This is a genomic window from Mycobacterium sp. pV006 (assembly GCF_041287115.1).
Taxonomy (GTDB): Bacteria; Actinomycetota; Actinomycetes; order Mycobacteriales; family Mycobacteriaceae; genus Mycobacterium.
In genome coordinates, this window is sequence record NZ_JBGGKT010000001.1 from 33087 (window position 1) to 46387 (window position 13301).

General features: G+C 64.1%; 15 protein-coding genes. 5 read left to right on the plus strand and 10 right to left on the minus strand.

Going from position 1 to position 13301, the window contains the following annotated elements:
• Positions 1 to 16: 16 nt before the first annotated feature.
• The 6 genes from ACAG25_RS00155 to ACAG25_RS00180 form a co-directional block, all read right to left on the minus strand.
• Positions 17 to 442: a dihydroxy-acid dehydratase gene (locus tag ACAG25_RS00155; RefSeq protein WP_011560594.1), complete on the minus strand. Its 426-nt coding sequence runs from the start codon at positions 440 to 442 to the stop codon at positions 17 to 19.
• Positions 439 to 897: a MaoC family dehydratase N-terminal domain-containing protein gene (locus ACAG25_RS00160; RefSeq protein ID WP_011560595.1), complete on the minus strand. Its 459-nt coding sequence runs from the start codon at positions 895 to 897 to the stop codon at positions 439 to 441. The genes ACAG25_RS00155 and ACAG25_RS00160 overlap by 4 nt, the downstream gene beginning before the upstream one ends.
• The gene (locus ACAG25_RS00165) at positions 890 to 1933 is read right to left on the minus strand and encodes an LLM class flavin-dependent oxidoreductase (RefSeq protein ID WP_014382413.1); all 1044 of its coding nucleotides are present in this window, start codon (positions 1931 to 1933) and stop codon (positions 890 to 892) included. The genes ACAG25_RS00160 and ACAG25_RS00165 overlap by 8 nt, the downstream gene beginning before the upstream one ends.
• Entirely contained in the window at positions 1930 to 2367 is a 438-nt protein-coding gene (locus tag ACAG25_RS00170; RefSeq protein WP_011560597.1) for a Zn-ribbon domain-containing OB-fold protein, read from the minus strand. Before ACAG25_RS00170 ends, ACAG25_RS00165 begins: the two co-directional genes overlap by 4 nt.
• Positions 2364 to 3530, minus strand: coding sequence for a thiolase family protein (locus ACAG25_RS00175; protein WP_011560598.1), 1167 nt, complete (start codon positions 3528 to 3530; stop codon positions 2364 to 2366). The genes ACAG25_RS00170 and ACAG25_RS00175 overlap by 4 nt, the downstream gene beginning before the upstream one ends.
• Before the next feature lie 280 nt (positions 3531 to 3810).
• On the minus strand, positions 3811 to 4815 hold the full coding sequence (locus ACAG25_RS00180; protein ID WP_011560599.1) for an AraC family transcriptional regulator: 1005 nt from the start codon (positions 4813 to 4815) through the stop codon (positions 3811 to 3813).
• A gap of 114 nt (positions 4816 to 4929) precedes the next feature.
• Here ACAG25_RS00180 and ACAG25_RS00185 point away from each other — a divergent pair, with 114 nt between their 5' ends.
• The 3 genes from ACAG25_RS00185 to ACAG25_RS00195 are packed head-to-tail and all read left to right on the plus strand — an operon-like array spanning position 4930 to position 7865.
• Entirely contained in the window at positions 4930 to 5250 is a 321-nt protein-coding gene (locus ACAG25_RS00185) for a 2Fe-2S iron-sulfur cluster-binding protein (protein ID WP_011560600.1), read from the plus strand.
• Positions 5251 to 5280: 30 nt separating this feature from the next.
• Complete coding sequence (locus ACAG25_RS00190; protein WP_011560601.1) at positions 5281 to 6669, plus strand: cytochrome P450; 1389 nt, start codon at positions 5281 to 5283, stop codon at positions 6667 to 6669.
• Positions 6666 to 7865: an NAD(P)/FAD-dependent oxidoreductase gene (locus ACAG25_RS00195; RefSeq protein ID WP_011560602.1), complete on the plus strand. Its 1200-nt coding sequence runs from the start codon at positions 6666 to 6668 to the stop codon at positions 7863 to 7865. The genes ACAG25_RS00190 and ACAG25_RS00195 overlap by 4 nt, the downstream gene beginning before the upstream one ends.
• Before the next feature lie 16 nt (positions 7866 to 7881).
• Here the strand turns inward: ACAG25_RS00195 and ACAG25_RS00200 are convergent, their stop codons facing one another.
• The 4 genes from ACAG25_RS00200 to ACAG25_RS00215 form a co-directional block, all read right to left on the minus strand.
• A complete protein-coding gene (locus tag ACAG25_RS00200; RefSeq protein ID WP_005110548.1) occupies positions 7882 to 8463 on the minus strand; it encodes a TetR/AcrR family transcriptional regulator in 582 nt (193 codons plus the stop codon).
• A gap of 90 nt (positions 8464 to 8553) precedes the next feature.
• Positions 8554 to 9465 carry an alpha/beta fold hydrolase gene (locus ACAG25_RS00205; protein WP_011560604.1) on the minus strand — a complete coding sequence of 304 codons (912 nt, stop codon included), beginning with the start codon at positions 9463 to 9465 and terminating at the stop codon, positions 8554 to 8556.
• Complete coding sequence (locus ACAG25_RS00210; RefSeq protein ID WP_011560605.1) at positions 9465 to 9902, minus strand: PaaI family thioesterase; 438 nt, start codon at positions 9900 to 9902, stop codon at positions 9465 to 9467. Before ACAG25_RS00210 ends, ACAG25_RS00205 begins: the two co-directional genes overlap by 1 nt.
• Before the next feature lie 45 nt (positions 9903 to 9947).
• Positions 9948 to 10634 (minus strand): TetR/AcrR family transcriptional regulator, encoded by a 687-nt coding sequence (locus ACAG25_RS00215; protein WP_011560606.1) that lies wholly within the window; start codon positions 10632 to 10634, stop codon positions 9948 to 9950.
• A 51-nt stretch (positions 10635 to 10685) separates the two neighbouring features.
• Here ACAG25_RS00215 and ACAG25_RS00220 point away from each other — a divergent pair, with 51 nt between their 5' ends.
• Together ACAG25_RS00220 and ACAG25_RS00225 are read left to right on the plus strand one after the other, a co-directional pair.
• Positions 10686 to 12179, plus strand: a complete 1494-nt coding sequence (locus ACAG25_RS00220; RefSeq protein ID WP_024445489.1) for an acetyl-CoA acetyltransferase — start codon at positions 10686 to 10688, stop codon at positions 12177 to 12179.
• Positions 12176 to 13276 carry a zinc-binding dehydrogenase gene (locus ACAG25_RS00225; protein WP_017205332.1) on the plus strand — a complete coding sequence of 367 codons (1101 nt, stop codon included), beginning with the start codon at positions 12176 to 12178 and terminating at the stop codon, positions 13274 to 13276. Before ACAG25_RS00220 ends, ACAG25_RS00225 begins: the two co-directional genes overlap by 4 nt.
• Positions 13277 to 13301: the final 25 nt, after the last annotated feature.

Consider the following 13301-nt stretch of genomic DNA (forward strand, 5'->3'; position numbering starts at 1 on the left):
TCGCTCGTTGGCGCGCTCACCGGGTCACCTGCACGACGGCGCTCCCCTTTATCGCGGGTTCGCCGGTCTGGCGCGTGACCACGAGTTCGAGGTCTGCCACCTGCTGCCCTCCGGCCTCGCGCACGCCGGTGACCCTGCCGCCGAAGCTGAGCAGGTCACCGGGCCATACCTGACCGGTGAACCGGATGCGGAACGAGCGGATGTTGGCCAGCCCCACCCAGGCGGTCAGCCGCTGCGCGAGCACACCGCCGTGCAGCAGTCCCATGCCGAACACACCGGGCATGCCGGCCGCGCGGGCGAACTCTTCGTCGTGGTGGATCGGGTTGAAGTCGCCGCCGGAGCCGGCGTAGCGAACGATGTGCGAGCGCGTCAGCGGGCCGAACTGTGAGGTCGGCATCTCGTCGCCGATGGCCAACGCCACCGGCGCGGGGGATGTCGTCATTGGGTGGAGCCTCCGGTTTCGATCAAGACGTCGGTCTGGCGCACGACGAGTTCGTCGCGCTGGTTGGTGAAGTCGGTCTCGATCGTCACGATTGTCATGATGCCGCCGCGCTTCCCCTCGCGGCTGGTCACGTTCGACACCCGACGAGTCTCGGTGAGCTCGTCGCCGACGAACACCGGCGCGAAATACTCCCAGCCGCACTCACCGTGCAGTACGCGTCGCAGGTCGAGCCCGAGGGCGCCGAACATGTCGTCGTCGGCGCGCCAGTGAGCCGAGGAGACGACGAAGGTCGGAGGAGCGGGGATCGCGCCGAAGCCGGCGGCGCGGGCGGCCGCGACGTCCTGGTAGATCGGGTCGCGGTCGCCGAGCGAAAGTGCGAACTCGCGCACTTTGGACCGGTCGACGGGAAACGTGGTCCTCCCGAGTTGCGTCCCGATGAGCGATGCGTCAGCCACTCTGGTCACCTTTCCCGCCGGCGAAGGCCGGCGCACAATCGCGAATGAGGCTGCCGAGGTTCTCGGCGATGCGCTCGGGCGCGAGACCAATCGAGGGTGAGTAGAGAACGATGTGGTCCAGCACGCCCTCGTAGCGGCGCAGCCCTTCTCGGACCTCGGCGGCGGTGCCGGCCACCGCCATCGCGTCGATCATGTCGTCGGTGACCGCGGCGAACATGGCCGGCAGGTCACGCCGTGCGAACGCGTCGCGGATGGCCGCTGCCTGCCTGGCGAAACCGCTGACGTCGAGCACGTGCTCGTAGGTCTTCACCGAGGAGTAGAACGCGATCTGCTGCGCGGCCTCACGACGTGCGATCTGTGGGTCGTCGTGCACCGCGCAGATGACCATCGAGACGATCTCAATGTCGGCGGGATCGCGTCCGGCCCGCTCCGCACCGCGCACGACGGCTGGGCGGGCGACCTCCTCGACGTAAGTCGTGGTGAACAGCGGATGACCAGCCAACCCGTCGGCTACGCGCCCTGCCACCTCGCACATCCGCGGACGCACGCCCGCGGTGATGATCGGGATCGCTCGCTTCGGCGGCGCGACGTCGCCGGTTGGGACGAGATTCATCCGGTAGAAGCGCCCCTCATGGCGCACGGGGCCCTCGTGCAGGTTCCAGATCCGACGCACGAGCGGGACCAGCTCCTCCATGCGCAGAGCGGGAGCGGAGGTGTCCTCCACGCCGTGCCAGTCGCTCATCATGCGGCGTGTACCGTTGCCGAGCCCGAGTACGACGCGCCCGCCTGAAAGCTCGTCGAGGTCACGCGCCTCGGTGGCGAGCACGAGCGGGCTGCGCCCGACGCCATACAGGATCGACGACCCGATGCGGCAGCGCTTTGTGCGCGCGGCCATCGCGGCCATCGAGATCGAGCCGGAGCGCGAGTAGAACTCCGAGGCCCAGGCGGCGTCGAAGCCGGCGAGGTCGGTAGCCTCGGCGGTCTCGACAAGGGTGGCCAAGTCCGCGCCGAGCACCGAGACCCCGTACGTGGTCACGACGCCGCCAGCCTGAATCGGACCAGCCCAAGGTCCTCGTTCACCCGCTCGAACACTGCGCGCACTCTCGCCCCGATCGCAACTTCATCTGGGGCCACGCCCTCGAGACTGGCCAACAACTGCGGCCCCTCGTCCAGACGAACGAGCACGACGACGTACGGCTCGCTGCGCGGGAACGAGTCCCACGGGGGGCGGTACACCGGCGCGAAACTGACGATCTCACCAGTACCCGCCGCGGTCTCCCAGGCCAACTCACCGTCATGGCAGACGGGACACACCAGCCGCGGGTAGAGGAAAGGGTGGTCGTTCGCGCACCGCTGGAAGACGAGTACACCGCGGGCCGCTGCTGCGAAGTAGGGACGGTTGACATCGGTCAGCGGCGGCAGCGCCTCAGGATCGTGCAGACCGTCGAGAGAACTCGAAGCTGCGGTCATGACGCTCCCTCCATCACCATGCTGACGTGACTGCACAGCATCGAGCCGTAGCTGTGCACGAACGCGGTATCCGCCCCGGGCACCTGACGGCCCTCGGCGCGACCGGACAACTGCCAGTAACCCTCAAGGATCTGCGAAATGCCAGAGGAGGTCCCGGTGTGCCCGAACCGGATTAGGCCGCCGTCGGTGTTCACCGGAAGGTCGCCCCCCGGATCGGCGCAGCCGTCACGGTAGAAATCGCCTGCCCCACCGGGCTTCACGAAACCCGCCTCCTCAAGGATCATCGCCGGGTTGGAGGCGAAGGCGTCGTAGAGCAAAGCGATGTCGACGTCGGCCGGCGCCCGTCCGGAGCGCTCAAAGGCCATCGGACCCGAACGGGCGGCCCCGGTACGACCCGGCCGGGCCAGCGAGGTCAGAAAACCGTGGGTGTGACCCTCTCCAAAGCCCAGCAAATGCACCGGCCGGTGCTTGCCCGCGCGAGCCCGGCGGGCCGAGCCCAGCACCAGCGCGCCACCGCCCTCGCAGGGAATCGAGCAGTGGTAGAAGTGGAACGGCCCGGCGATCGGCCGGGACGCCAGCACGTCCTCCACAGTCAGGCGTTGAGCGCCGTGCGCGATAGCCGCGGGGTTCAGTGCGGCCCAACGGTCCTGCGACACGGTGACCTCGGCGATGTCCGCCTTGCCCTGTCCCGTCTCGTGCATCCAGGCCTGCGCGATCAAACCGTAGAGCGCCGGCACGGACGGTCCATAGGGCATCTCGAACGCGTGGTCACACACCAGCGCCATCAGTTCGCGCCCGCCATCGCGGATCGGTGGAAACTTGCCCGCCGACACGACCAGCACCGTCTCGGCCTCGCCCCGGGCGATGACGTTACTCGCCATGCGCGTCATGGCGAGATGGGTCCCGCCGCCAAGCTGACAGGTCATCTGAAGTTTCAGATTGTGCAGCCCGAGATAGTCCATGAGGTCCTCGGACAGGAAGATCGAACCCTCGTTCGTCATCGGCCCGGCGCACACCAGACCGTCGACCTCGTCTGGGACCACCCCTGCGTCGGCGAGAGCCGCGACCGCGGCGCGCACATGCAATTCAGTGGAGGTGTACGGAACGTTTCTCCCTGGAGCGAGTTCGGCGGCACCGATGATGGCCGGCTGGTCGTGTGGCATCCGGACTCCTCTCGACCACGCGTCCAACGCCGGTCCCGACGTGAACGACGGTTAGCATAGCGTGCCTAGAGGTCCGCGTCACCCCCGCCCGCACCCGCCGCTAGCGCGGTATGGATTCTCTGGAATGTCCTTGCGCCTCTTCCCAAGAGGGTGCTGCGATGACCGAAACCCGCGCCGATCGTGTCGTTTCTCGACGATGTCCAGGTGACAGATGAGGCCGATCGTGAAGCCCGCTGGTTCCGATGGTCGCCCGGCACACGCCGGGGCGGATCTATAGCCCTCAGTCGCGCGTTTTTCTGAAGTGGCGCGGTGAACGACCGGTCCACCGTTTGAAGGCATGTGTGAAGTTCGTGAGCTCCGCGTACCCGAGTTCTGCCGCGATCTCGCTTACAGACAACGATCTGTCGAGAAGTCGCAGAATTGCTCGCTCCCGCAAGAACGACTGACGCAATTCGCGAAAGGTGGTCCCCTCTTCGCGGAGGCGCCGCTTCAACGTGCTCGGGGATATCGAAAGCTCGCCCGCCGTCCGGCTGATGTTCGTTTTTCCGGGATCTTTTTCGAGCAGGTCCCTTACTTTTTCGGAGACCGACGTGTCACGTCGTTGATCGAGAGTTCGCTGCAAATCGGTGACGGCAATCCGGTACGCCACAGGATCGGAGAATCGACAGACCTCCTCGAGCGAAGCCGCGGGAACGTGGACGAACGAGCTGGGGGCGTCGAAGAAGATCCGACCCGCCAACACTTCGTCATGAAGAACCCACGACTCCGGCGCTGAATGACTTAAATGCAGTTCAATATTCGGTACGGCACCCGCGAGCATGTCGAGCAGACGCAACAGCGCCAGCCCACCGTAGGTGACGGCCAGGCAGTTCAGGCCCGCGTCACCGGTGCGACCGGTGAGCCCGATCGTGAGGCCGCGTTCCGTCGAATGGAACGTCGGGCTGAGGGCTGTGGTGATCACCGGCAGATAAGCAAGCAACTCGACAACCTCGGCTACCGAGCCCGCGCTGACCAAGGGAACACTGAGTGCCCCAAAGGACGTCAGTTTGGCGTGTTCAGCGAACGCGAAACCCAGACGGGTTCCCTGATCACAATCGAAATCGGAATATATCTCCCTGAACCACCGTAAGGGGACCTGCGCGTCGCGACCCACCAACATCGACTCGGTAACGTGCTCGCGAACCATGATGCTGCGGAGCGCAATGCTGGCGTCATGCCCCAGCGCCTCACTGTCCAGCATCTGCAGGAAAGCCAGCGCTGGCATACCCGAGTCGTCGAGTTTCACGTGCCTCCCTGCGCGTGAGCTAAAAACACAACTTTTTGACTCCTGCGAGCCTAGCGACGCTGGTCACGCGCGACAACGCTAAATAGAGGAGTTCCAAATTGAGGAGAGTTAATCATGGCAGTCGTCACCTTCGTCTCTCACGACGGCGAGAAGTACGAAGCCCCCTTGGCCGAAGGGCAGTCCTTGATGCAGGTTGCGGTCAACAACGCGGTGCCCGGCATCGACGGCGATTGTGGAGGGGAAGCCGCATGCGGAACGTGCCACGTGATCGTCGCTCCCGAGTGGTCGGACACGGTGGGACTCTGCGGCGCCAACGAAGAGGAGATGCTCGCGATGAACCCCGAGCGTCAGCGGACGTCGAGGCTGTCTTGCCAGATGTCCGCCTCCGAGGCATGGGATGGCTTGACGGTCGAGCTACCTGAGTTCCAGCTCTGAAACAACGTCATGGATTTGGAGGAAACAATAATGAGTATTCCCGCGGCAGTGGCCGCCAAAGCCCAGTCTGCCGTGCCTCTGGAGCTGCAAATCCGCGGCGCACACCTCTACGACAAGACACGCCGGTGGGTAACCGGAACCAATGGTAAGAAGATCTTCACCGAGACGCCCATTCCTCCGGTCGAGGACGTTGATATCGCCGACATCGATCTCAGCAACCCGTTCCTCTACCGCCAAGGCCGCTGGAAGTCCTACTTCGAACGCGTGCGCAACGAGGCGCCGGTGCACTACCAGGCTCACAGTGCGTTCGGCCCGTTCTGGTCGGTGACCCGCCACGCGGACATCATCGCCGTCGACAAGAACCACGAGGCTTTCTCCGCAGAGCCGTTCATCATCATCGGGAGACCGCCCCGCTTCATGGACATCGCCATGTTCATCGCGATGGATCCGCCACAACACGACTTGCAGCGCGCTTCCGTCCAAGGGGTTGTCGCGCCGAAGAACCTGCGCGAGATGGAGGGGCTGATCCGCTCGCGTGTCCAGGAAGTGCTGGACGATCTACCGGTGGATCAGCCGTTCAATTGGGTGCACCACGTCTCCATCGAACTGACAGCGCGCATGCTCGCGACCCTGCTGGACTTCCCGTACGAGCAGCGGCACAAGCTCGTGGAATGGTCGGACCTCGCCACCTCCATGGAGCAAGCCAATGGTGGTCCTTCCGACAACGACAGAGTGTTTCGTGGCATGGTCGACATGGCGAAGGGTCTCAGCGCTCTCTGGCATGACAAGGCGGCCCGTACCGCCAACGGGGAGCGACCGGGCTTCGATCTGATCACGATGCTGCAGGCCAACGAGGACACTAAGGATCTCATCGACCGCCCGATGGAATTCCTCGGCAATTTGGTACTGCTGATCGTCGGGGGAAACGACACGACTCGCAACTCGATGAGCGGAGGGGTTCTCGCCTTGAACCAGTTCCCCGATCAGTTCGAGAAGTTGAAGGCGAACCCTGACCTGATTCCCAACATGGTATCCGAGATCATTCGCTGGCAGACCCCGTTGGCGTACATGCGCCGAGTCGCGAAAAAAGACATCATGTTGAACGGGCAATTCATCCGCAAGGGCGACAAGGTCGTGATGTGGTACGCCTCTGGTAACCGCGATGAGCGTGTCTTCGAGCGGGCCGATGAGTTGATCATCGATAGGAGCAACGCCCGCAATCACATCTCGTTCGGGTTCGGCGTGCACAGGTGCATGGGAAACCGACTTGCTGAGTTGCAGCTTCGAATCCTGTGGGAGGAATTGCTCCCTCGCTTTGAGAACATCGAGGTGGTCGGCGAACCCGAGTATGTGCAATCGAATTTCGTCAGGGGTATCAGCAAGCTGATGGTTCGCCTCACTCCCAGGCCAAGTGCGTGACTCCCGAACGAGCGGTGATCGTCGGCGCGAGCCACGCCGGCGCGCAGTTGGCAGCTAATCTTCGAAGGGAGGGGTGGTCTGGGGAGGTCGTGCTCATCGGCGACGAGGGGGGACTGCCCTACCACCGGCCTCCGTTGTCGAAGGGATACCTGGCCGGCAAGAACGGCCTCGACGACCTCCTGATTCGCGGCGCTGATTTCTACGAAAAGCAGCACATTCGACTCTTGAATGCGACCGTGGAGGCGATCCACCGGAGTGCCAAGCGTGTGTCTCTGAGCACCGGCGACACGCTGACGTACACCAAGCTCGCGTTGTGCACCGGCGCAAGGGCCAGACGACTCCCCACACCAGGGGTGGATCTTCCCGGAATTCACTACCTGCGTACCGCTGCAGACGTCGAGTTGATCCGTGCCGCCGCTACACCGGGTCGGAGGGTTGTGATCGTGGGCGGCGGTTACATCGGGTTGGAAACGGCGGCCTCGCTGTGTTCGCTCGGCATGAACGTCACCGTCCTCGAGGCAACCGAGCGTGTACTCGAACGGGTCACCGCGCCGGAGGTTTCCGCGTTTTACACCCGAATCCACAACGGCGAGGGAGTGGAGATCCGAACACACGCTCTCGTCGAAGCCTTCTCCGGCAACGGCAGAGTGCAGGAGGTCGTGCTGGCAGGCGGCGAACCGATCCCCGCCGACTTGGTCATCGTCGGCGTCGGTGTGGTGCCGAACACCGAGCTCGCCTCGGCCGCAGGATTATCCGTCGACAACGGCATCGTGATCGACGACCAGGCCCGCACCAGCGACCCCGACATCGTGGCCGCCGGCGACTGCACCAGCCACACCATGGCTCGATACGGCTCGCGTATTCGTTTGGAATCCGTATCGAGCGCCGGCGAGCAGGCCAAGATCGCTGCGGCGACAATCTGCGGAAAACACAGCGCAATCGCTGCGCTTCCGTGGTTCTGGTCCGACCAGTACGATCTCAAACTCCAGATCGCCGGTCTCAACACCGGATACGACGAAGTGGTCTTCAGCGGCGACCCGTCGCGTGACCGTGACTTCAGCTGCTTCTACTTCCGCGATCGTGAACTCATCGCCGCCGACTGCGTCAACCGTCCTCGCGATTTCATGTTCAGTAAGCGGGCCATCAGCCAGCAGCTCCGAGTTGACCGCTCAGAGCTCCTCGCCGGCTCGATCTGACACGAGAGCTTGCTAGTTACAAACTGTGGACAACTCCCAGGTACCTGAGTGCTACGCGGGAGATCCGCTCACCGGTGGTGGCGATGTCCGCGGCTGGGAGTACAACATGACTCACTGTCAGTCGCACCAGAACATCTGCGACCTCCTCAACGTCTTCGGGATCGAGATCGTCGAAGTGGTCGTTAAACCACGTGATCAGAGCCGCGGAGCAGAGCTGAAGCAGGGAAGCCGACGTCGGCAGAAGAGGTAGGACTCCAGTAGACGACGAGCCACCGCGATCATTCCCCGAAGGGTTGGACGTCAGAACTGCCTTGAGGAGCGGGCTGTCTTCTGCTTCACAGAGGGTGAATTGCACCGCTGCGGTGATGCCGCCCCGCACGTCGCCCACGTGTTCGGCAAGGACGGCAAGAATGCCTTCCATAAAGCGCTGGCCCTCCGACACCACAAGCGCGTCGCCGAGCCCCTGTTTGTCGCCGAACTCTTTGTACAACGTCGGGCGGGAGACGCCGACCGATTCGGCAACCTCGCTCATCCGGACCTGATCCCAGCCCTTCTCGATGGCGAGTTCTCGTGTCGCCCTCAAAACCTTTTCGCGCACATGCCGGCGGAAAGACACCCGCGCTGGTTCAGTTGGCATAGGAGCAGGATAGGCGCCAGCCCTACATGGGCAGTCAACCGACAGCAGGGTTCATGTGGTCCTGTCGAGGAATTCGACGACCGCCGTCGAGAATGCGTCGTTGTTGTCGCCGGCAATCATGTGTCCCGCGCCCGATACGTCAACGGTTTGCGCGTGCGGAACGACGGTCAGGAAATGCTTTACTGTCTCTTCGGAGACCATGTCAGATAGTAGGCCCCGGACCAGCAGCGTTGGCGCGGACACCTGCCTCGCACCATCAAGAAGGAACGCGCTCATCATGTCGAAGTCTTTAGCGCCTTCGTCTGGATCACCCTGCAGGAACTGGAAATTCGACGTCACGAAAGCTGGATCCCATCGCCAGGCCCAGCGACCGTCTTCGCGACGGGCGAGGACTTTTCGGAGGCCGTCGAGGTTTTCGGGGCGAGGGCGGTGCGGGTTGTAGGCGGCGATCACGTCAGCGGCCGACTCTAGGCTGTCGAAACCTTCGGGGTGTGCCGACATGAACGCTACGACTCGTCGGGCGCCTTCCATCTCCATTCGCGGAGTGACGTCAACCAGGACGACGGCCTGCCATAGGTCCGGCGGGGCGAGCAAGTGTGTTCCGAGAATGGTCAAGCCGCCCAGAGAGGCGCCGATCGCGGCGACGGGGCGGCCGGAATCGGCGTATGAGCGCACGGCCAATAGGTCGGATCCAAGCCGGTCCCCGTCGTAGCGTCCGTCGGGGTCCCAGTCGCTGTCCCCGTGTCCCCTGGTGTCGTACGCGGCCACCGTGTAGCCCCGCTGGTGCAGGCGTTGGGCGGTGACGTCCCAGGCGTGTCGGCTTTGACCTCCGCCGTGAAGGAGCAACACGACCGCCCGCGGCGCATCACAGCGGTAGAGGTCGACCGCCAGCGTCAGCCCGTCCGCCGTGGGCACGCGCTCGACCACAGGAGCCGACGAATCGCCTGTTCTCTTTGCCGACATCAGGAGCTCGTCTTCGGTGCGACGACGGTGACGGTTCCCTGGGCCGCACACACCGCTCTGCCGTCGTTGCAGATGTCGATACGCGCCACACCGCTGGTTCTGCCCAGCGAGATGATCTCGGCTGTGGCTACACAGGTGCCGCTAGAGACCGGACGAAGCAGATTCAGTTTGAACTCCGTTGTCGCGACCCAAGATCCCAGTGGAATCACGGGATAAAACACCACTCCGAGGCAGTGGTCGACCATGGCCGATAAGCAGCCCCCATGCAGGTTCCCGAAAGGCGTCTTCAGGTCGTCGCGTGCGTCCATCTCCGCGACGAGCCGTCCCGCAGTGAATTCGGTGTGACGGAAGCCGAGGTAACCGGCCAACCCGCCCGTGGTTTCTGCTGCGCTCTTTAGTTGCTCAGCGACCTGTTCGTTGAACGTGGTGAATTGCACAGGCCCTCCTACCTCATCTGCCGTCGAGACATTACGCCATAGATGTCACATCGGTCGAGCGTGGTCACCCGCCAGGATCGCCGGAAGGAGAAACCTCGACAGAAACGCCCGGAGTCCGTCACGACTGCGCTCCCGCGGCCCTCGAACAGTCAGCAGGCTCAATATCGTGCGGACAACCCACTCGGCGGCGTCGTCGACGGAGACGCCCGGTTCCACGCAACTCCAGTGTCTGGTGAAGATGGGACGCAGAAATTCGGTGACGATTTCGAAGAGGGACGTCGAGGTCCCCGCCGCGAGACCCACGCCGGCGAGTTCCTCGTCGCTGCCGAACAACAATCCGATGATCTCTTCGCGGCGCGCGGCCTCAACCGTGTATTCCACGAAATCGACGAGCGCGGAGCCCAGGTCGGCGTGCGCCGCGATCCGCGGGCTGATGCGGTCGAGATAGCGCTCGGCGGCGCGAATGATGACACCCGACATCACCGCCTCCCGACTGGGGAAGTAGCGATACACCGTTGCCCTGGACACACCCGCTGTTCTGCCGATGTCCTCCATGGTCGTGCCCACCACACCGCAACTCTCGAGGCACCGCTCGGCAGCATCGAGCAACCGGTCGCGAGCGGACCCACGATCTGTCGGCGCGGCGGCGCCCCATCTCAACAACCTCGTCGACACACAGCCAGTATGCCGCGAGCGCACACCATTGTGACTTGCCCACGCACATGACACCATCGCAGTTATGTCTCAAGTCAGCCCCGTGGCCCTGAGCGGATGCCGATGCCGATGTTGGTAGAAGCGCGTACCCCGGTTGTCGTCGGCGTGGGCGAAGTTACCCATCGCGGGAACGACTTCGTGGACCCGATCGACTTGGCGGTAGAAGCCGCACGCCGCGCGGTCAAAGACGCAAGTCGCCCGGTCGAGCGGCGCATCGACACCGTCGCGACTCCGGGCATCCTGGTCATACCGCGCGACAATCCCGCCAGCAGGATCGCCGAAGCGATGCACATCAGTCCCGCCCGCCGCATCAGCTGTCCCGTCGGCGGAAACACCCCGCAGTATCTCGTCGAAGTGTTGGGTGGCGAAATAGGCGAAGGCCGTGCAGATGTCGTCCTGGTCGTCGGGGCGGAGAGCGGGCATTCCGCACGCAAGCTTCAGGGCGGGGCACTTCTCGACTCGCCGCCCCCACCCCGCTCCGACGACGAATCCCTGGGCGACGCCCGCCCCGGGCTGAGTCAAGCCGAATTGTCGGTGGGTCTGAGTTGGCCGCACGAGGTGTATCCCATCTTCGAGTCCGCGATCGCCGCGCGCCACGGCCGCGACTTCGATGCTCAACGGGAGTGGCTGGGCACGCTGATGGCCCCGTTCACAGCCGAGGCGGCACGCCATCCGGAACAGGCCTGGTTCCCACGCGCACGAAGTGCCACCGAACTCAGCGAAGTCACCGCGGAAAACCGCATGGTCTGCTTGCCCTATCCCAAGCTGCTCAACAGCATCATGTCCGTCGACATGGCTGCCGCCTTCATTCTCATGGCGGCCGAGGTGGCGGACGAATTAGGCGTCGCGCGCGATCGTTGGGTCTTTCCCTGGTCAGCAGCGACTTGCAACGACGTGTACTTCCCCGTGGAACGGCCGGACCTCAGCCGCTCATCGGGTATCGAGGTAGCGGCACGGAAGGCTCTCGATGCGGGCCGGTTGACCACCGACGACATCCGGTGGTTCGACCTCTACTCCTGCTTCCCGTCGGCAATTGAGATGGCTGCCGAGGCTCTCGACTTGGACCCCCTCGACGACAGAGGCCTCACAGTAACCGGAGGCCTGCCTTATCACGGCGGTCCCGGAAACAATTACGTCAGCCACTCGATCGTGGAGATGGTCCGACGGTGCCGACGCGACCCAACCGATGCCGGACTCGTCACCGGCCTCGGGTGGTATTCGACGAAGCATTCGGTCGGTGTGTGGTCGGCCACCCCGCCACCAGCCGGGTGGCGACTGCTCGACACGGCGGTCGAACAAGCTCAAATCGATTCATCGCGGCTGGCCGTCGCAGGCGCCGACGAGGCGACCGGTTGCGCGACAGTCGACGGATACACCGTCGTCTACGACCGAGACGGCCAACCTCGATGGACTCCGATCATCGCGCACCTGTCCGACGGGCAAAGAGTCGTCGCACGCAGCGACGATCCGCAGATCGCCGAGGCGATGGGCGCGGAAATGTACGTAGGTAAAACGGTGTGCCTCCGAAACACAGGGTCGTTCACCGGGTTCGAGCTTCCATGATCGCCGAGGCGATGGTGCTGACCGGACCGCGGAGTCTGCAGCGGCGCCAGATGACCATCCCCGACGTCGGCGACCGGGGTGCGATCCTGCGAGTTGAAGCATGCGGTCTGTGCGGAACAGATCACGAACAATTCACCGGACACCTGCCTGCCGGCTTCTCATTCGTTCCAGGGCACGAAATCGTCGGCATCGTCGAACATGTTGGCGCTGCGGCTGGCCAACGCTGGGGTGTACAAGCCGGCCAGCGCGTGGCCGTTGAGGTGTTCCGGTCCTGCCGAGACTGCCCCGAGTGCCGCCGCGGCGAATACCGGCGGTGCGCGGTGAACGGCATCGCCACCATGTTCGGGTTTGTCGACGTGGAGGTCGGCGCGGGCTTATGGGGCGGATACGCCACCCATGTGGAGCTTCCGTGGGACGCGATGCTGCTCCCGATTGCCGAAGACATGGACCCCGTTCTCGCCACGTTGTTCAACCCTCTCGGGGCCGGTATCCAGTGGGGGGCGACTCTTCCCGACACCAAGGCCGGGGACGTCGTAGCGATCCTGGGGCCCGGCATCCGCGGAATCTGTGCGGCGGTGGCGGCCAAAGAGGCGGGAGCCGCGTTCGTCGCGATGACCGGCGTAGGCCCACGCGACGAACAACGACTGGCCATAGCCAGATCATTCGGTGTCGACCTGCCCATCGATGTATCGCAGGACGATGCAGTGACCGCGCTCCAGCGTGAGACAGGCGGACGGCTTGCCGACGTGGTCGTCGACGTCACCGCTAAAGCACCCTCCGCGTTCGCCGATGCCGTCGGCCTTGCCAGGCCCGGCGGCACAATTGTGGTGGCCGGCACCCGTGGAGGAGGCGGCACGCCCCGGTTTGAACCAGACTTGTTGGTCTATAAAGAATTACACGTCGTAGGCGCACTCGGCGTGGAGTATCCCGCCCACCGGGCAGCCCTCGAGATTCTCGCCCTGGGCCGCTGGCCGTTCGACCGGATCACCAGAGAATCAACCGGATTCGCTGGGCTCGCGCAGCTGCTCACTTCGCTTGCAGATGAAAGTGCCCGATCAAGTGGGGCGCTGCACAACGTCTTTTTGCCCACGCCCTAACGGCGTGGGCAGAGGTTCAACAGAG